Origin of the sequence: Embleya sp. NBC_00896 (assembly GCF_045207785.1) — a bacterium.
GTDB lineage: Bacteria > Actinomycetota > Actinomycetes > Streptomycetales > Streptomycetaceae > Embleya.
Genome location: NZ_CP108776.1, coordinates 4,541,348 through 4,560,359 on the forward strand (window position 1 = coordinate 4,541,348; position 19,012 = coordinate 4,560,359).

The 19,012-nt window shown below is 67.5% G+C and carries 14 protein-coding genes; 12 read left to right on the forward strand and 2 right to left on the reverse strand.

Translation table 11 applies throughout. The features are described from left to right. Positions 1 to 120: 120 nt before the first annotated feature. On the reverse strand, positions 121 to 708 hold the full coding sequence (locus OG928_RS20720) for a hypothetical protein (RefSeq protein WP_406285935.1): 588 nt from the start codon (positions 706 to 708) through the stop codon (positions 121 to 123). 424 nt (positions 709 to 1,132) lie between these two features. On the opposite strand from OG928_RS20720, the gene typA reads away from it, so the two are divergent. The 11 genes from typA to OG928_RS20775 all read left to right on the forward strand — a co-directional run bounded on the left by typA (position 1,133) and on the right by OG928_RS20775 (position 16,166). Then, a complete protein-coding gene (gene typA / locus OG928_RS20725) occupies positions 1,133 to 2,998 on the forward strand; it encodes a translational GTPase TypA (protein ID WP_406285936.1) in 1,866 nt (621 codons plus the stop codon). A 325-nt stretch (positions 2,999 to 3,323) separates the two neighbouring features. Continuing rightward, entirely contained in the window at positions 3,324 to 4,367 is a 1,044-nt protein-coding gene (locus OG928_RS20730) for an ABC transporter permease (RefSeq protein WP_406285938.1), read from the forward strand. A 133-nt stretch (positions 4,368 to 4,500) separates the two neighbouring features. Next, entirely contained in the window at positions 4,501 to 6,264 is a 1,764-nt protein-coding gene (locus tag OG928_RS20735; RefSeq protein WP_406285940.1) for an ABC transporter substrate-binding protein, read from the forward strand. A gap of 130 nt (positions 6,265 to 6,394) precedes the next feature. Then, positions 6,395 to 7,381, forward strand: coding sequence for an ABC transporter permease (locus OG928_RS20740; RefSeq protein WP_406285942.1), 987 nt, complete (start codon positions 6,395 to 6,397; stop codon positions 7,379 to 7,381). Between the two features lie 133 nt (positions 7,382 to 7,514). Continuing rightward, entirely contained in the window at positions 7,515 to 8,615 is a 1,101-nt protein-coding gene (locus OG928_RS20745; protein WP_406285944.1) for an ABC transporter ATP-binding protein, read from the forward strand. A 41-nt stretch (positions 8,616 to 8,656) separates the two neighbouring features. Then, on the forward strand, positions 8,657 to 9,790 hold the full coding sequence (locus OG928_RS20750; protein WP_406285946.1) for an ABC transporter ATP-binding protein: 1,134 nt from the start codon (positions 8,657 to 8,659) through the stop codon (positions 9,788 to 9,790). Between the two features lie 495 nt (positions 9,791 to 10,285). Next, positions 10,286 to 11,932, forward strand: a complete 1,647-nt coding sequence (locus OG928_RS20755) for an ABC transporter substrate-binding protein (protein ID WP_406285948.1) — start codon at positions 10,286 to 10,288, stop codon at positions 11,930 to 11,932. A 160-nt stretch (positions 11,933 to 12,092) separates the two neighbouring features. Further along, positions 12,093 to 13,022, forward strand: a complete 930-nt coding sequence (locus tag OG928_RS20760; RefSeq protein WP_406285950.1) for an ABC transporter permease — start codon at positions 12,093 to 12,095, stop codon at positions 13,020 to 13,022. Next, positions 13,015 to 14,028, forward strand: coding sequence for an ABC transporter permease (locus tag OG928_RS20765; RefSeq protein WP_406285952.1), 1,014 nt, complete (start codon positions 13,015 to 13,017; stop codon positions 14,026 to 14,028). Before OG928_RS20760 ends, OG928_RS20765 begins: the two co-directional genes overlap by 8 nt. A gap of 16 nt (positions 14,029 to 14,044) precedes the next feature. Further along, entirely contained in the window at positions 14,045 to 15,085 is a 1,041-nt protein-coding gene (locus OG928_RS20770; protein WP_406285954.1) for an ABC transporter ATP-binding protein, read from the forward strand. Next, positions 15,078 to 16,166 carry an ABC transporter ATP-binding protein gene (locus OG928_RS20775; RefSeq protein WP_406285955.1) on the forward strand — a complete coding sequence of 363 codons (1,089 nt, stop codon included), beginning with the start codon at positions 15,078 to 15,080 and terminating at the stop codon, positions 16,164 to 16,166. The genes OG928_RS20770 and OG928_RS20775 overlap by 8 nt, the downstream gene beginning before the upstream one ends. A gap of 75 nt (positions 16,167 to 16,241) precedes the next feature. On the opposite strand, the gene OG928_RS20780 is transcribed toward OG928_RS20775, so the two are convergent. Beyond that, positions 16,242 to 18,374 carry a prolyl oligopeptidase family serine peptidase gene (locus OG928_RS20780; protein WP_406285957.1) on the reverse strand — a complete coding sequence of 711 codons (2,133 nt, stop codon included), beginning with the start codon at positions 18,372 to 18,374 and terminating at the stop codon, positions 16,242 to 16,244. Between the two features lie 206 nt (positions 18,375 to 18,580). On the opposite strand from OG928_RS20780, the gene OG928_RS20785 reads away from it, so the two are divergent. Further along, a complete protein-coding gene (locus OG928_RS20785; protein WP_406285959.1) occupies positions 18,581 to 18,781 on the forward strand; it encodes a DUF2304 domain-containing protein in 201 nt (66 codons plus the stop codon). Positions 18,782 to 19,012 lie beyond the last annotated feature (231 nt).

Sequence of the window (19,012 nt, forward strand, 5' to 3'; positions counted from 1 at the left end):
CGGGAAAACATGATCGCGGGCACGAAAATCACCGGAATTCGATCTTCGATGAGCAAGATCGAATTCCGGTGACCGGGTGGAACGGGGTTGAAGATCTTCGAATACAGAGGTTCGCGAGGTTTAACGATCTTCGAGGTGCATCGTCGCGGCCGGGCTGGATTCCACCCGGGCGCGAGTCGCGGCAATTCGGGGTCGACCGGGCAGAACGCCCTCCGCCGCGACCAGTGCCTCGCGTGCCGCGCCGATATCGCCGACCGCGCACACGCACAGGGCGAATGTGCACAACGCGTCCGCGTGCCCCGCCCGTGACGAGCGCTTTTCGATATCCACGAGGCGTTTGGCGGCCCGCACCGCCTTCGCGGCATTCCCGTGCAGCACCATCAGCAGCGGCTCGTCGTCCTCGGACTCGAACCGGATCGTCGCGCCCGAGGGATGCAGGTAGGCGTCGCCCGGTTTGCGCAGCGCCTCCTCGGCGGCCGCCAGGTTGTCCGCGAGCGGCACCGTGCCCATGATCAGCGCCTGCACCATCACCTCGCCGAACAGCGCGCGGGCGGTGTCCCACGCCGGGTGGCTCGGCCCGATCCGGTCCAGATAGGCCCGGGCGACCGCCGCCGCGGCGGCGTCGTCGGCGTGCGCCTCCAGGGACTGGACACGCGCGAAAGTGCGATAGGGCTCACTTTGCGGCCCCTCGGGGATCAGGTCGGCCAATTGTTCGACCATTGCGACATCGCCGTCCCGATACGCCTCGGTCGCCCGCTCGTACAGCAGTCGGGCCCGCCCCTCGGGGGTGCCCTGGTCGGACGGTGGAGGGGTCGCGTCGGCCCCGATACCGGAAGGAACGGGTCCAAAGCCCCCGTCCGGCCGGTCGGCGGACCGCCTTGACCACCGCTTGCGGATGCGCTCGTTGAAGGACTCGCCAGACTCGCTCACACCTACGGATTCTGCCTTGTGGGGCCTTCGAACGGCACGTGACGGGCTCCGGGACGAAGCGCCGGACGGTACTCCCCGTACGATTGAGCTTGGCGCCGAGGAGGCAGGCCGGTTCGCGCGGTGCCCATCGCGCGGCGGAGGAGGCCCACGGAACGCCAGCCCGTCCGTAGCATCCCCGACTGAAGCCGAGAGACACGCAGCCGTGCCCACGCGCCATGACATCCGCAACGTCGCCATCGTCGCCCACGTCGACCACGGCAAGACCACCCTCGTCGACGCCATGCTGAAGCAGGCGGGCACGTTCAGTGCCCACCACCAGATGGACGACCGGGTGATGGACTCCAACGACTTGGAGCGCGAGAAGGGCATCACCATTCTCGCGAAGAACACCGCCGTCGCCTATCACCCCAAGGACGGTGGCCCCACGGTCACCATCAACATCATCGACACGCCCGGCCACGCCGACTTCGGCGGCGAGGTGGAGCGCGGACTGTCGATGGTGGACGGTGTCGTGCTGCTCGTCGACGCTTCGGAGGGCCCGCTCCCGCAGACCCGCTTCGTGCTCCGCAAGGCGCTCGCGGCGAAGATGCCGGTCATCCTGTGCATCAACAAGGTCGACCGTCCCGACTCGCGCATCTCCGAGGTCGTCGACGAGACCTACGAGCTGTTCATGGACCTGGACGCGACCGAGGAGCAGATCGAGTTCCCGATCGTCTACGCGTGCGCGCGGGACGGCGTGGCCACCCTCGTGCGCCCGTCCGACGGCTCGGTGCCGACGGACAGCGACAGCCTGGAGCCGTTCTTCCAGGCGATCCTGGACTCCATCCCGGCTCCCGAGTACGAGGAGGGCGCGCCGCTCCAGGCGCACGTGACCAACCTGGACGCGTCGAACTTCCTCGGTCGTATCGCACTGTGCCGCGTGCACCAGGGCACGATCCGCAAGGGCCAGCAGGCCTCGTGGTGCCGGCACGACGGCACCATCGAGCGGGTCAAGATCACCGAGCTGCTGATGACCGACCAGCTCGAGCGCAAGCCCGCCGAGTCGGCCGGTCCCGGCGACATCATCGCGATCGCCGGTATCCCGGACATCATGATCGGCGACACCATCGCCGACCCCGAGGACCCGCGCCCGCTGCCGCTCATCACGGTGGACGAGCCCGCGATCTCGATGACCATCGGTACCAACTCCTCGCCGCTCGTCGGCAAGGGCGGCAAGGGCCACAAGGTCACCGCGCGCCTGGTGAAGGACCGCCTGGAGCGCGAGCTGGTCGGCAACGTGTCGCTGCGCGTGCTCCCGACCGAGCGTCCCGACACGTGGGAGGTGCAGGGCCGCGGTGAGCTGGCCCTGGCGATCCTCGTGGAGACCATGCGCCGCGAGGGCTTCGAGCTGACCGTCGGCAAGCCGCAGGTGGTCACGCGCGAGGTCAACGGCAAGATCCACGAGCCGGTCGAGCGACTGACGATCGACTCGCCCGAGGAGTACCTCGGCGGGATCACCCAGCTCCTCGCGTCCCGCAAGGGCCGCATGGAGACGATGACCAACCACGGCACCGGCTGGATCCGGATGGAGTTCGTGGTCCCGGCCCGCGGCCTGATCGGCTTCCGGACCGAGTTCCTGACCGACACCCGCGGCACCGGCATCGCGCACAGCGTGCACGAGGGCTACGAGCCGTGGTTCGGCGAGATCCGGACCCGCAACAACGGCTCGCTCGTCGCCGACCGCGCGGGTGTCGCGACGCCGTTCGCGATGATGAACCTGCAGGAACGCGGCCAGATGTTCGTCGAGCCGACCACCGAGGTGTACGAGGGCATGATCGTCGGCGAGAACTCGCGCGCCGACGACATGGACGTCAACATCACCAAGGAGAAGAAGCTCACGAACATGCGCTCGTCAACCTCCGACGAGACCGAGAAGCTGATCCCGCCGCGCAAGCTGTCCCTGGAGCAGGCCCTCGAGTTCTGCCGCGAGGACGAGTGCATCGAGGTCACCCCGGAGACCGTGCGGATCCGCAAGGTCGTTCTCGATCAGAAGGAGCGCGGCCGCTCGGCCTCGCGCGCCAAGCGCTGACACCCTGACGGTCGCTCCACGGCGACCCGAAACGAGCCGGTGACCTGCGGTCGAATCCGCAGGTCACCGGCTTTTCGCATGCTGAGACCAAGTCGATATCTTTGCCCGGTTATATTCGTTATGTTGGCTATGTGAGCAAAATATTCGATCAGTGGTCGATCAATTTCGAACTTTTAAAGAAACCTAAATGTTAAATTCTTTTCGCTTCAAGGTTTACTCTGACTGCCTCTTGACGTCCGGGTAATTGGGTTGCGAGAGTCCGTGCGGCCACCAAACCAAACGGCACTCGGTCGAACCCGACCTCACCTCGGGGGTATTTTCGGCAATGACCATGCAACCCCAGCTGGTCCCGGAAGCGGGCGGATCCCCGACTTCGGGGGAACCAGGCACGGCACTCGACAAAGCGGGCGTAGGCGCCGTACCGAAAGAGATAGTCGGGCGCTCGCCGAGCCAACTGGCCTGGCGGCGTTTTCGCAAGGATCGTATCGGCATGGTCTCGACGGCCATAGTGGTTTTCTTTTTCGTGATCGCTTTTGCCGCGCCCTTGATCTCGAAGCTGTACGGCAAGAACCCCTACACCCGTTACGGCCAGACCGAGCCCGGCCTGCTCAACTCACGCGGCTTCCCGATCGCGCCCAACGGCGGCATGTCCGGGGACTATTGGTTCGGCATCGAGCCGACCCTCGGTCGGGACGTGCTGACCCAGCTCGTCTACGGCATCCGGACGTCCCTGCTGCTCGCGATCATCGTGGTCCTGATCGTCACGATCATGGGCACGATCCTGGGGATCACGGCCGGCTACCTCGGCGGCCGGACCGACTACGTGATCAGCCGCGTCATCGACACCCTCCTGGCGATGCCCTCGCAGCTGTTCTTCATCGCCTTCACGCCGATCGCCCTCGCGCTCTTCGTGAGCGACCGCGAGACCACGCCGACCTGGCTCCGGGCCACGGCGCTGATCATCGTGCTGTCGCTGTTCGGCTGGTGTCGGATCGCCCGCATCCTGCGCGGGCAGGTGCTGTCGATGCGCGAACGCGAGTTCATCGAAGCCGCCAAGATCAGCGGCGCGAGCTCCCGGCGGATCATCTTCCGCGAGCTCCTGCCCAACCTGTGGACCCCGATCCTGATCGTCGCGACGATCGAGGTGCCGACCTACGTCACCACCGAGGCGGCGCTCTCCTTCCTCGGCGTCGGCATGACGGAGCCGACCCCCGACTGGGGCCGGATGATCCACAAGGGCTTCGAGAACATGCAGAGCGACGTCACGTACATGGCCTTCCCGGCCGCCGCGATGGTCCTCTTCGTGCTCGCCTTCAACCTCTTCGGCGACTCGGTTCGCGACGCGCTGGACCCCAAGGCCAACCGATGAGGGGGCTTGGTCACGCCCCTGGTCGACGCGCATAAACCGCATCCCGTCAGGGCCTTCAAGACTGCTTCTGGCACTTCCTGCACGCCGTAAAGCACCAGCCGGGTGAACCCGGATTTCTTGATGAGGGGATTACATGGAAACGACGGGGAAGCACCGGTTCGCCGCGTTGCTCGCAGTGGGGGCCCTCGCGGTCTCGGCGTCCGCGTGCAGCAGTGGTGGTGGGGACGACAAGGAAGAGGAGGGCAAGCCGCAGGCCAAGACCGCGGCGGTCTCGGTGGGTACGGCCGCGGACTCGAAGGGCCCCGCCGCCGAGATCCCCGGTGCCAAGAAGGGCGGCGTGGCCGGTGTCCTGAACCGGAGCGGCTTCGCGCACCTGGACCCCCAGCGCGCGTACGTCAGCAACCTGATGACCATCTCCGAACTGGTCTCCCGGCGCCTGACCTTCTACAAGAAGGAGGGCGACAAGACCACGCTCGTCGGCGACCTCGCGACGGACCCGGGCACCACCACCGACGGTGGCAAGACCTGGAAGTACACCCTGAAGGACAACCTCAAGTACGAGGACGGCTCGCCGATCGTGGCGGCGGACGTCAAGTACGGAGTGGAGCGTTCCTTCCACAAGCCCTACAACCAGGGTCCCAAGTGGGTCCAGCAGTGGCTCACCGGCACCGAGAACTACTTCGAGGTCTACGAAGGCCCGTTCAACGGCAAGGAGTTGGGCCCCGACAAGATCGAGGTGCCCGACGCGAAGACGATCATCTTCAAGCTGCCCGAGGCGCACCCCGACTTCCCCTTCGCGCTCGCCATGGGCACCTCCGCGCCGATGCCGAAGGCCAAGGAGACCAAGGACGACAACGACCGCAAGCCGTTCGCGAGCGGTCCTTACAAGATCACCACGCACGAGCCGGACAAGCTCCTGGTGCTGGACAAGAACACGAACTGGGACCCGGCCACCGACGCGATCCGGCACCAGTACGTGGACCAGTTCAAGTTCGAGCTCGGTGTCGCGGCTCCGCAGCAGTTCCAGCGGCTGACCGCCGCGTCCGGCAGTGACGCGGCCGCGTTCACCCTGAACGAGCGCCCCGACGCCAACTTCGCGCAGCAGATCGCGACCGACCCGGCGCTCAAGAACCGGGTCACCGACGCCGTGGGCCCGTACACGAACCGCTGGGACATCAACAACAAGCGGATCACCGACGTCAACGTCCGCAAGGCGATGCTGACCGCGTTCCCGCGCAACTCGGCCCGACTGGCGGAGGGCGGCCCGACCGCCGGCGACTTCGCGAACACGCTCGCGTCGGTGACCCAGCTCGGCTTCGCGCCGTACAAGAGCCTGTTCGACGGCCTGCCGATCGACGGCGACCAGGCCAAGGCCAAGCAGATGCTGGAAGCGGCCGGCAAGGTCGGCCAGAAGGTCGTCTTCTGCTTCACCACGTCCAAGACCCAGCAGGAGCGCGCGCTGCCCATCATCGACTCGCTGAACAAGGCGGGCTTCCAGATGGAGCGCAAGGAGATCTCCGACAAGGAGTACTACGACGTCATCGGCAAGCTGGACACCCCCTGCGACCTGTACTGGGCCGGCTGGGGCGCGGACTGGCCGACCGGCGCCACCGTGTACACCCCGGTCTTCGACGGTCGCAAGATCGTGGACGACGGTGAGAACTACTCGCAGTACAGCAACTCGGGCGTGAACACGGAGATCGACCGGATCCTCAAGATCACGGACGTGAACCAGCAGGCCGTCGAGTGGATGAAGCTCGACCAGAAGATCATGGAAGACGTGCCGACGATCCCGTACCTGTACCAGCGGCACCGTCTGGTCTACGGCCCGCAGATCGGTGGGGCCGGGCTCAACATCCACGGTGCGATCGACCTGCACAACGTCTTCGTCAAGTAGTAGCCGTCAGCCCCTCTTTCGGTTGATCCGACGGTGAAGCGGTCGGTCCGGGACCCCGAGACGGGGTCCCGGGCCGACCGCGACGGGACGGATCCACCCCCTGGGCACATCGCGGAGGAAGCCCGGCCTCATGCTTCGATTCCTGGTCCGTCGGCTGATCGGCGTAGTGGCGATCCTGCTCGTCATCAGCGGCATCACGTTCTATCTCTTCTTCGCGGCCTCCGGCGCCGACGACGTCGTACGACTTTCGTGCGGCCGAAACTGCACCCCGGAGATGCGCGAAGTCGTCCGGCAGAACCTCGGCCTGGACAAATCCCTTCTCGAACAGTTCTGGATCTTCATCTCGGGGATCTTCACGGGCCGGACCATCGGCGACAAGGCGTGCGACGCCCCGTGTCTGGGCTACTCGTTCGCCAACAACGAGAACGTCTTCGACAAGCTGGTCGACCGCTTCCCGGTGACCCTGTCGCTCGCGATCGGCGCGATCGTGCTGTGCACGACGATCGGCATCGGGATGGGCGTGCTGGCCGCGTTGAAGCGCGGCAAGACCACCGACAAGGTGACCACCGGCGTCGCGCTGCTCAGCGGCTCCGCCCCGATCTACGTCCTCGGTCCGCTGTTCATCTACATCTTCGTGCAGCAACTCGGGTGGCTCGACCGGCCGACCGACCCCCCATCGTTCTTCGGCGATCCCGGGGGATGGGCGTCCGCGTTGCTGCTGCCGTGGATCTGTCTGATGACGATCCATATGGCGATGTACTGCCGCCTCACCAGATCCACGATGGTCGACGTGCTGTCCGAGGACTACATCCGAACACTCAAGGCCAAGGGCCTGTCCGGACGCAGCGTCTACCTCAAACACGCGTTCCGCGGCGCGCTCAGCCCGATCGTCACCGTCCTCGGTGTCGACATCGGGATCCTGATGAGCGGCACGATCATCACCGAGTCCACCTTCAGTCTGCACGGCATCGGCATGCTCGCGGTGAGCTCGGTGGTCGATTCGGACCTGCCGATGATGATGGGCGTGGTGATGATCGCGGCCACCTTCACGATGCTCGCGAACCTCGCGGTGGACATGGCCTACGCGGCCATCGACCCCCGGGTGCGGCTGGCATGACGGGCGTCCCGCGATGAGACTCCGCCGCGCCGCGGCCACGAGGTCCGCCGAATCCGAAGCGTCCAGAGATTCCACCACGGCCGCGGCGTCCACGGATGCCACGGTTTCCGACGAACAGGCCCGGGAGCAGGACATGGCCGCCGGCACCGACACCACCGACGGCACTCCGAGTCTCGTCAAGCAGCGCGATTCGAGCCCGACCGGCGACCGGCCCGACGCCTTCCTGTCGGTCCGCGACCTGCAGGTCCACTTCAACACCGACGACGGCGTGGTCAAGGCCGTCGACGGGTTGTCCTTCGACGTCGAGAAGGGCCGCACGCTCGGCATCGTCGGCGAGTCCGGATCGGGCAAGTCGGTCTCGTCGCTGACCATCCTCGGGCTGCACAATCGCGACCGGACGAAGATCGAGGGCGAGATCCGCTTCGACGGCCACGAGTTGATCCGGATGCCCGAGCGGAAGCTGCGCGACCTGCGCGGCCGACGGATCTCGATGATCTTCCAGGACCCGCTGACCGCGCTGTCGCCGTTCTATACGGTCGGCGAGCAGATCGCCGAGTCCTACCGCCGGCACATGGGCGCCAATCGGCACGACGCGCACGCCCGCGCGATCGAGATGCTCGACCGGGTCGGGATCCCCAATCCCAAGACGCGCGTGAACGACTATCCGCACCACTTCTCCGGCGGCATGCGCCAGCGCGCGATGATCGCGATGTCCCTCGTGTGCGACCCCGACCTGCTGATCGCCGACGAGCCGACGACCGCGCTCGACGTTACGGTCCAGGCGCAGATCCTCGATCTGCTGCGGGACCTCCAGGACGAGTTCGGCACCGCGATCCTGTTCATCACGCACGACCTGGGCGTGATCGCGTCGATGGCGCACGACGTGCTCGTGATGTACGCGGGCAGCAGCATCGAGAAGGGCACCGTGCGGGAGGTGCTCAAGAACCCCCGCCACCCGTACACGTGGGGCCTGTTGTCGTCGATGCCCAACCTCTCGGGCGACGTCGACATCCCACTGCGGCCGGTCCGCGGCACGCCGCCGAGCCTGTTGTCCCCGCCCTCGGGGTGCCCGTTCCACCCCCGCTGCGACTACGTCGACGTGGTCGGCGGCGATCGGTGCGCGACCGAACGACCGCCGCTCTCCCTGGTGGACGGTCGCGGCGCCGCGTGCCACCTGAGCGCCGAGGACAAGCAGCGGATCTTCATCGACGACGTCCGCCCGCTGCTCGGCTGACCGCCCAAGCCCGGCCGACGGTAGAAAGCAGGAGAACGACGATGACCGAGACGATCAGCGAGTCCCCGGCGCCGACCCCGGACCCCGCGCCCGAGTCGCCCGGCGAGCCGCTGCTCGACGTGCGGGGCCTGGTCAAGTACTTCCCCGTCAAGGGGGGCGGCCTGGTCCGCCGCAAGTCACTGAACGTGCGGGCGGTCGACGGGATCGACCTGTCGGTCGGGGCGGGGGAGAGCCTGGGCCTGGTCGGCGAGTCCGGCTGCGGCAAGTCCACGACCGGCCGGCTGATCAGCCGGCTGCTCGAACCCACCGGCGGCACCATTCGCTACGACGGCAAGGACATCACGCACGCCACCCGGCGGCAGATCGCGCCGATCCGCACCGAGATCCAGATGATCTTCCAGGACCCGTACTCGTCGCTGAACCCGCGGCAGACGGTGGGCGCGATCATCGCGTCGCCCATGGAGGTCAACGGGATCAATCCCGAAGGTGGCCGAAAGAAGCGGGTCCAGGAGCTCCTCGAGCGCGTGGGCCTCAACCCCGAGCACTACAACCGCTTCCCGCACGAGTTCTCCGGCGGGCAGCGGCAGCGGATCGGGATCGCCCGCGCGCTCGCGCTGCAGCCGAGGCTGATCGTCGCGGACGAACCGGTCTCCGCGCTCGACGTGTCGATCCAGGCCCAGGTGGTCAACCTGCTCCAGGGCCTGCAACGGGACATGGGCATCGCGTTCGTGTTCATCGCGCACGACCTCGCGGTGGTCCGGCACTTCTCGCAGCGGGTCGCGGTGATGTACCTCGGCAAGATCGTCGAGATCGCCGACCGCAAGTCGTTGTACGCGAATCCGCACCACCCGTACACGCACACGCTGCTCGCCGCGGTGCCCGAGGCCGACCCGGACAAGAGCGCGAACCGGACACGCGTACACGCGTTCGGGGACATGCCCAGCCCGATCAATCCGCCCTCCGGATGCCGGTTCCGGACCCGGTGCCCGAAGGCGCAGGACGTGTGCTCGAACGAGGAGCCGCCGCTGATCGGCGTCGACACGCTGCTCGCGGGGCACCGCGTCGCGTGTCACTTCCCCGGGCCGATCGAGGCGACCGTGCAGGCCGAGGAGGTCATGCCCGACGCGCGGATCGAAGCCGCCCTGGAGGCGGGCATCTCGACGGACCCGCAGTAACGACCGTCGCTTATATCGCAGGATCGAACGGGGTGCCACCGATTTGGTGGCATCCCGTTTTTCGTGCTTTCCTGCAGGTCAGCTACGCGCGTTGACCCGGATCATGGTGATCGGTCCGCGCCGCCGCGCCCGGGCGAGCATCGTCACCCTCGGTAGCGTTTCTCGCCAGGCGAGACGAGGCAGGGACGTCTTTATGGGTGTTCGTTCATCGGACTGTATGCTCCGGGCAGCGGTACATAGTGTCCGTTTGATGCGGCTTCATTACTGGTCTCATATGTCTGGGTTTCGAGATTGATCACGGATTTACGTGATCAAACTGAAACCTGTAGGGGATTGGTCGCAGCCAATCGGTGACGGATAGTAGATCCGCTTGTGCTCGGAACCTGGTCACGCGCTCGGGGGCGCCGACTCTACGAGCAGCTGTGACGGAAGCATCCCGATTTGGGGCGCCCCGTTGCACTTCACTTCGGTAGTGATTCCTTGAGGAGGCAACCCATGCGCGGAACAACGCGCGTGAAGTGGGTCGTCGGTGTGGCCGTTCTCGGCCTGGCCGCGACCGCGTGTGGCAGCGACGATAAGGACGACAAGGCCAAGGGCGGCGGCAACGGGCTTCCCGCGGGCTACTACACGGCCAGCAGCACCGAGCCGCAGAACCTGATCCAGCCGGCGAACTCGAACGAGACCGGTGGGTTCTACGCCCTCCAGCTGATGTTCCGCGGCCTCTACACCTACGACTCCAAGACCGGCCAGCCCGTGCCGGCCATGGCCGCGTCGGTGGACAGCCCGGACTCGACGAACTACACCGTGAAGCTCAAGCCGGGGTGGACCTTCCACAACGGCGAGCCGGTCACGGCGAAGTCCTACGTCGACGCCTGGAACTGGGGCGCCAACTCGGACAACCAGCAGATCAACGCGAGCTGGTTCTCCAAGATCGAGGGCTACGACGCGGTGCACCCCAAGGAGGGGAAGCCCACCGCCAAGGAGCTGTCCGGCCTCAAGGTCGTGGACGAGAACACGTTCACGATCAAGCTGACCCAGGCGGTCTCCTCGTTCAAGGCGAGCCTCGGCTACGTGGTCTACGCGCCGCTGCCGCAGGAGTTCTTCAAGGACCCGAAGAAGTACGGCGAGGCGCCGATCGGCAACGGTCCGTTCCAGATCGACGCCGCCAACGGCGGCTGGAACCACAAGAAGTCGATCACGGTCAAGAAGTTCGACAAGTACGCCGGTGACGACAAGGCGAAGTCGAACGGTGTGCGTCTGGACATGTACACCACGTACGACGCCGCCTACACGGCCCTGCGCGACAACAAGCTCGACGTGATCGACCAGATCCCGACGTCGGCGGTCGGCAACTACAAGAAGGACCTCGGCGACCGCGCGCTCGAGGCCCCGCAGTTCTCGATCCAGAAGATCGCCTTCCCGCTGTACGACGCCGGCTGGGCCGCGCCGGGCAAGGACAAGGTCCGTCAGGGCCTGTCCATGGCGATCGACCGCGCGAGCATCGTCAAGGCGCTGTACAAGGGTGCCGAGCAGCCCGCGACCGACTGGCTGGCCCCGAACATCCCGGGTTACAGCAAGGAAATCACCGGCGAGCTCACCAAGTACGACCCGGCGAAGGCTCGCCAGCTCGTCACCGAGGGCGGCGGCATCCCCGGCGGCAAGCTCACGATCGCCACGAACGCGGACGGCCCGCACAAGGAATGGGTCACCGCGGTCTGCAACAGCATCAACGAGGCGCTGCAGAAGCCGGGCGCCTGTGAGCCGAAGCTGTACCCCGAGTTCAGCGTCGCGCGTGAGGACATCTCGAACCACAAGATGACGGGCGCGTACCGGACCGGCTGGAAGGCCGACTACCCGTTCCCGGACAACTTCCTCGCCGATGTGTACCTGACCGGTGCCGCGTCCAACGACTCGGGCTACACCAGCCCGGCGTTCGACGACCTGGCCAAGCGCGCGATGGCCGCCCCGGACCAGACCGAGGGTGTCAAGCTCTGGCAGCAGGCCGAGCAGCAGATGGCGAAGGACGTCCCGTCGATCCCGCTGTGGTACTACGTGACCAAGGCCGGCTCCTCGACCAAGGTCTCCAACGTCCTGTTCGACCCGTACGGCAACCCGGTCTTCACCGAGGTCACCGTCAAGTAGTGGTCCGGACATGACCCGGCACTGACTACGGTCCGGCCGCACCCCAACCGGTGCGGCCGGATCTTGCCAGTGGCGGGCCGGGCCGGCGACGTGCGATCCACGGCGCCGGCCTCTGGTCCGATCCCCCGCTTCGGGCCGACGACGACAGCAGGAGGCTGGCATGGGGCGATATGTCGTACGGCGGCTGCTCCAGATGATCCCGGTGTTCATCGGGACCACGTTCTTGATCTATTTCATGGTGTACCAGCTCGGTGGGGACCCCATCGCAGCCATGTTCGGCGACAAGGGTGCCGACCCTGTCTTCGTGCGCCAGATGCGGGAAGAGTTCCATCTGAACGACCCGCTGATCGTGCAGTACTGGTACTACATCACCGACCTGCTCCACGGTGACTTCGGGACGAGCTTCAACGGCCGTCCCGTCGCCGACGAGCTCAAGCGGGCCTTCCCGGTGTCGATCCGGCTCGCGATGATCGCGTTCGCGATCGAGGTCGTCGTCGGTGTCGGCCTCGGCCTGCTGGCCGGCCTGCGCCGCGGCAAGTTCGTCGACTCGATGGTGCTCGCCGGCACGCTGGTGGTCATCTCGATCCCGGTCTTCGTGCTCGGCACCGTCGCGCAGTTCTGGCTGGGCACCGAGTGGGGCATCTTCGAGGCCACCGCCAGCGTGGGCGACGCGACCTGGAGCCAGCTGCTGCTCCCGGGCATCGTGCTCGGATCGCTGTCCCTGGCCTTCGTCGCCCGACTCACCCGGACGAGCGTCGCGGAGAACATGCGCGCCGACTACGTCCGCACGGCGACCGCCAAGGGCCTTCCGCGCCGTCGCGTGGTCACCCGGCACCTGCTGCGCAACTCGCTCATCCCGGTGGTGACGTTCCTGGGCGCGGACCTCGGTGCACTGATGGCCGGCGCGATCGTGACCGAGGGCATCTTCAACGTCGACGGTGTCGGCCGCCTGATCTACCTCGCGGTCACCAAGCACGAGAGCGCGACAGTGGTCGGCGCGGTGGCGGCGTTGGTGATGATCTATCTGGTCATGAACCTGATCGTCGACCTGCTGTACGCCGTCCTGGACCCGAGGATCCGGTATGCCTGACATGAACAAGGGGCAGCGCGAACAGCTGCCGACCTCCAGCGACGAGCAGGCCCAGTACGGCTCCGTGGAGACCCCCGGCGTGATGCTGGCGGACGAGGAGGGCCTGACCATCGAGAAGCTCGGCGCGTACGCGGCGCCGGACGTACAGGGTCCACAGGACAAGCCCCGCGGTGCCTGGGGCGAGGCGTGGCGCGAGCTGCGGCACAGCCCCGGCTTCTACGTGTCGGGCCTGCTGCTGCTGTTCCTGGTGTTCATGGCGATCTTCCCGGGCGTCTTCACCAACGTCGACCCCCGGCACTGCCCGATTTTGGACACCAACAAGGACCCGTCGGGCGACCACTGGTTCGGTACCAACACCCAGGGTTGCGACGTCTACGCGCGCACCGTCTTCGGTGCCCGCGCGTCGATCATCGTCGGCGTCGCGACGACCGCGCTGATCGTGGCCGTCGGCGGCGTCGTCGGTGCGTTGTCCGGTTACTTCGGGGGCTGGTTCGATTCGATCCTGGCCCGCGTCACGGACATCTTCTTCGGCATTCCGCTGCTGCTCGGCGCGCTGGTGTTCATGAGCGCGTTCAAGGACCGCACCGTGTGGACCGTGGTGATGGCGCTCGGCATCTTCGGTTGGATGCAGATCGCGCGCATCATGCGTGGTTCGGTGATCACCGTGAAGAAGTCCGACTACGTGGTCGCCGCCAGGGCTCTCGGCGCCGGCACCAACCGGATCCTGACCCGGCACGTACTGCCGAACGCGGTCGCCCCGGTGATCGTCGTCGCGACCATCTCGCTCGGTACGTTCATCGCGGCCGAGGCCACGCTGTCCTTCCTGGGCATCGGACTGCCGCCCACCGAGATCTCGTGGGGTGCGGACATCAGCACCGCGACCACGGCGCTGCGCGATTCGCCGTACCAGCTGATCTTCCCGTCGATCTTCCTCTCGATCACGGTGTTCAGCTTCATCCTGCTCGGCGACGCGGTGCGCGACGCCCTCGACCCGAAGCTCCGCTGAGGGAGGGGACAGACTAGTGACGACGATCGACATGAAGAAGCCCGAGGAATCGGGTCCGGCCGGCGCCGCGCCGCTCCTCGAAGTGGACAACCTCCACGTCGAGTTCCGCACCCGCGACGGCGTGGCCAAGGCGATCAACGGTGTCTCGTACGACGTCAGCGCCGGCGAGACGCTCGCGGTGCTCGGCGAGTCCGGTTCGGGCAAGTCGGTGACCGCGCAGACGATCATGGGCATCCTGGACATGCCGCCGGGGCACATCACCGGTGGTGAGATCCGGTTCCACGGCAAGGACATGCTCAAGATGTCCAAGGAGGAGCGCCGGAAGATCCGCGGCCAGAAGATCGCGATGATCTTCCAGGACGCCCTCTCCGCGCTCAACCCCGTGTACTCGGTGGGCTTCCAGCTCGCCGAGATGTTCACCGTGCACCGCGGGATGTCGAAGAAGGCCGCCAAGCTCAAGGCCATCGACCTGATGGACCAGGTGCGCATCCCGGCCGCCAAGGACCGGGTGAACGACTACCCGCACCAGTTCTCCGGCGGTATGCGCCAGCGCATCATGATCGCGATGGCGCTCGCGCTCGACCCCGAGCTGATCATCGCGGACGAGCCGACCACCGCGCTCGACGTGACCGTGCAGGCGCAGGTCATGGACCTGCTCGCGGAACTCCAGCGCGAGCGCAACATGGGCCTGATCCTGATCACCCACGACCTCGGCGTGGTCGCCGACGTCGCGGACAAGATCGCGGTCATGTACGCGGGCCGGATCGTCGAGGAAGCGCCCGTGCGCGACCTGTACCGGCAGCCGACGCACCCGTACACCAAGGGTCTGCTCGAGTCGATCCCGCGTCTGGACCACAAGGGCCGCGAGTTGTACGCGATCAAGGGTCTGCCGCCGAACCTCATGCGCATCCCGTCCGGCTGCGCGTTCAACCCGCGCTGCCCGTACGCGCAGGACGTGTGTCGCAGCGACGTTCCGCCGCTGCACGAGATCTCGGTCGGGCGTGGCAGCGCGTGCCACTTCTGGGAGAGCGTGATGGAGGGAGAAGTCCGTGGCTGAGTCCCCGACCGGCGCGACCACCGCCGATGTGCGCAAGGTCGTCAAGCCGGTGGCACAGGGCGAGCCGATCCTTCAGGTGCGGGGTCTGGTCAAGCACTTCCCGATCACCCAGGGCATCCTCTTCCAGAAGAAGATCGGCGCCGTGAAGGCCGTCGACGGCGTGACCTTCGACCTGATGAAGGGCGAGACGCTCGGTCTCGTCGGCGAGTCGGGTTGTGGCAAGTCGACGGTGGCCCGACTCCTGATGAACCTGGAGTCGATCACCGCCGGCAGCGTCCTGTACAAGGGCGACGACCTCGCGAAGCTGTCGGGTCGCGCGCTCAAGGCCGTGCGCCGCAACATCCAGATGGTCTTCCAGGACCCGTACACCTCGCTCAACCCGCGGATGACGGTCGCCGACATCATCGGCGAGCCGTACGACATCCACCCGGAGGTCGCCCCCAAGGGCGATCGCAAGCGGCGGGTACAGGAACTGCTCGACCTGGTGGGGCTGAACCCGGAGCACATCAACCGCTACCCGCACCAGTTCTCCGGCGGCCAGCGCCAGCGCATCGGGATCGCCCGCGGCCTCGCGCTCAACCCGGAGATCATCATCGCGGACGAGCCGGTCTCGGCGCTGGACGTGTCGGTGCAGGCGCAGGTGGTCAACCTGCTGGAGAAGCTCCAGAACGAGTTGGGCCTGTCGTACCTGTTCATCGCGCACGACCTGTCCGTGGTGCGGCACATCTCGGACCGCGTCGCGGTGATGTACCTGGGTCGGATCGCCGAGATCGGCACCGACGAGCAGATCTACGACCACCCGACGCACCCGTACACGCAGGCGCTGCTGTCCGCGGTGCCGGTGCCGAACCCGGACGGTCGCGAGTCGCGCGAGCGGATCATCCTGACCGGTGACGTGCCCTCGCCGGCGAACCCGCCGTCGGGTTGCCGGTTCCGCACCCGGTGCTGGAAGGCGCAGGACATCTGCGCCGAGCAGGAGCCGTTGCTGCAGATCCAGAAGGGCCTCGGCCTCAAGGGCCAGGGCGCGCACGACAGCGCGTGCCACTTCGCCGAGGAGAAGGACATCGTCGGCGCGAGCTGACGCCGTCCGCACGCCGAAGAGGCCCGCCGCCCCGAGGGGTGGCGGGCCTCTTCGGCGTTCGCGGACCGGCGGGGATCAGTCGGTCGCCGGCTGTGCCAGGGCGCGGTGCAGGAACTCGACCTGGAGCAGCAGGAGGTTCTCCGCGACCTGCTCCTGCGGGGTCATGTGGGTGACCCCGGACAGCGGCAGCACCTCGTGCGGGTAGCCCGCCGCGAGCAGCGCGCTGCTCAACCGCAGCGTGTGCGCCGCGACGACGTTGTCGTCGGCGAGACCGTGGACGAGCATCAACGGGCGGCGGGTGTCCGCCACCTCGCCCAACTCGATGCCGCGGACCAGGGATGTCCGGCGGTACACCTCGACCTGCTCGTCGGGCAGGCCGAGGTAGCGCTCGGTGTAGTGCGTGTCGTAGAGCGCCCAGTCGGTGACGGGCGCGCCCGCGACCGCCGCGTGGAACACGTCCGGACGGCGCAGCACGGCGAGCGCGGCGAGGTGGCCGCCGTAGGACCAGCCGCGGATGCCCACGCGTGTGGTGTCCAGGTACGGCCGCTCCGCGGCGATCGCCCGGAGCGCGTCCACCTGGTCCTGGAGGGTGACCGGGCCCATGTCCAGGTGGATCGACTTCTCCCACTCGGGGGAGTGCCCGGGTGTGCCGCGCCCGTCGGCGACGACGACGGCGAAGCCCTGGTCGGCGAACCACTGCGAGGTCAGGTGCGGGTTGCGCGCGGCGAGCACGCGCGGGCCGTGCGGGCCGCCGTAGGGGTCCATCAGGACCGGCAGCCGTACGCCCGACGCGGGATCGAAGCCGGTCGGCAGCAGCAGCGCGCACGGGATGCCGCGCTCGCCGGCGCGCAGCAACTCGACGTTCGCGGTGAGCACCGGGGTGGCCGCGTGCGAGGTGACCGCGGCGATCTCGGTGCCGCCCCGGTGCACGGTGACTCCGGCCCCGAAGCGGTCGAGCGAGGACGACAGCAGGACCGTCGTGTCGCCGGCGCGGACCGCGTTGTGCACGCCCGGCTCGGTGCTCACCCGGGTGACGCCGTCGGCCGCGACGCGGTACACGTGGATCTCGCCGATCTCCGGCTCGGCCGCGTCGGTGCCGGCGGAGGCGGTGATCAGCACGTCCTCGTCGGCGATGTCCAGGATCGAGCGCACGAACAGGCGACGGTCGGTCAGTTCCTTGTCCGCGACGACCAGGCGGCGCCCGCCGTCGGTGTCGACGATCCGGACGAGCCGGCCGTCGGGCGTCCACGCGGGCACGCCGGGGAAGAGGTCGATCCACACGTCGTCGGTCTCGGTGTGCAATTCGCGGGTGGCGCCCGAGGCGACGTCCGCGGCGAGGGTGAGCAGCCGCTTCTGGTCGCGCGGCTGCACGTTCAGCAGCGGGTCGCCGCCGGCGGACCAGTGCACGCTCGCCAGGTAGGGGTACGCGTCGTGGTCCCAGACCAGCTCGGTGCGGGTGCCGTCGAGGCCGATCAGCCACGCGGTGACGTCGGCGTTGGGGGTACCGGCCGCGGGGTAGGCGATCTCGGTCGGGGTGGTGGCGGGGTTGGCGGGGTCGCCGATCCACCAGCGGTCCACCGGCGCGTTGTCCACCCGCGCGACGATCAGCGCGGTGCCGTCGGGAGCCCACCAGTAGCCGCGGAAGCGGGACATCTCCTCGGCCGCGACGAACTCGGCCAGGCCCCATGTGACCTCGTCGCCGTCGGGCTCGGCGAGAGCGGTGTCGCCGGAGCCGTCGGCGGCCACCACGCGCAGCGCGCCGGCGGCCACGTAGGCGATGTGCGTGCCCGTGGGGGAGGGCCGCGGGTCGATGACCGGACCCGGTACGGCCAACTCGCGCGGAGCCGCGTCACCCGTGAGCGACACGGTGAACAGCCGACCCGAAAGGGTGAACGCCGCGAAGTCGCCCGCGCCGTCGAGCGCGTACCCGACGATGCCGGCCGCCCCCTCGCGACTGCGTTCGCGCCGGGCGCGCTCCTCCGCGGACAGGTGTTCGGCGGCGCCGCCGAGCAGGGTCGCAGGATCGGCCACCAAGCGCTCGTCGTGGGTGTCCGGATCGAGTGCCCACAGGCACGTGGCGGAGTCGTCGGCGGCCTTGGACCGCAGGAATGTGATCCGGCCGTCGGCGATGCCGAAGCTGCGTGGAGCGCCTTGGGTGAAGCGCTGCGTGCGGGCGTATTGCCGGGGAAATGTGATCTCCGAGCTCATGCGCCACAGCGTACGGGGCGGGGTGCCGGGCGAAACAGGGATGGCGGGGAGAGTGCGGACGGCCGTGCGAACACCACCTCGCGCCCGCTGAACGAGTGAATGCACGTCGTGACCGTTGGCTTACATTCTGTGTGTAGACATGTCCCTTTGGGTCCAGAGGCTGGTTTCCCCGAGCGAGCCGCGGACCCCCTGCGCACAGGAGGTGCGTGACAGTGGTGGTGTCCGTCTCTGCCGTGCTGCTGCTCGGTGCCGCTGTTTTCTTCCTCGTCCGAAAGGCGGCCCTGCGGCCGATGCACGCGATCGTCTGCGCGCTGCTGGGCTTCTATCTGTCGTCGACGTCGATGGCCCCCTCGATCCGCATCGCGGGTACGAGCTTCGCGAGTGTGGTGAACGGGATCCATTTCTGAGCGAGTCTCGTAGGCGTGGGGTCCGGGGGTCGCTCCCGGGTTGGTGCAGTGCGAGTGTGGTGAACGGGATCCATTTCTGAGCGAGTCTCGTAGGCGTGGGGTCCGGGGGTCGCTCCCGGGTTGGTGCAGTGCGAGTGTGGTGAACGGGATCCATTTCTGAGCGAGTCTCGTAGGCGTGGGGTCCGGGGATCCGTTTCCGAGGGCTCTGCACGGCGGGCTTTGTAGGCTCGT

What these genes read in the sequence shown, in the direction of transcription:
- OG928_RS20780 (WP_406285957.1), bottom strand. Translation starts at nt 18,374, where the DNA reads ATGAGCTCGGAGATCACATTTCCCCGGCAATACGCCCGCACGCAGCGC.
- OG928_RS20765 (WP_406285952.1), top strand. Translation starts at nt 13,015, where the DNA reads ATGCCTGACATGAACAAGGGGCAGCGCGAACAGCTGCCGACCTCCAGC.
- OG928_RS20740 (WP_406285942.1), top strand. Translation starts at nt 6,395, where the DNA reads ATGCTTCGATTCCTGGTCCGTCGGCTGATCGGCGTAGTGGCGATCCTG.
- OG928_RS20760 (WP_406285950.1), top strand. Translation starts at nt 12,093, where the DNA reads ATGGGGCGATATGTCGTACGGCGGCTGCTCCAGATGATCCCGGTGTTC.
- OG928_RS20755 (WP_406285948.1), top strand. Translation starts at nt 10,286, where the DNA reads ATGCGCGGAACAACGCGCGTGAAGTGGGTCGTCGGTGTGGCCGTTCTC.
- OG928_RS20735 (WP_406285940.1), top strand. Translation starts at nt 4,501, where the DNA reads ATGGAAACGACGGGGAAGCACCGGTTCGCCGCGTTGCTCGCAGTGGGG.
- OG928_RS20730 (WP_406285938.1), top strand. Translation starts at nt 3,324, where the DNA reads ATGACCATGCAACCCCAGCTGGTCCCGGAAGCGGGCGGATCCCCGACT.
- OG928_RS20745 (WP_406285944.1), top strand. Translation starts at nt 7,515, where the DNA reads ATGGCCGCCGGCACCGACACCACCGACGGCACTCCGAGTCTCGTCAAG.
- OG928_RS20750 (WP_406285946.1), top strand. Translation starts at nt 8,657, where the DNA reads ATGACCGAGACGATCAGCGAGTCCCCGGCGCCGACCCCGGACCCCGCG.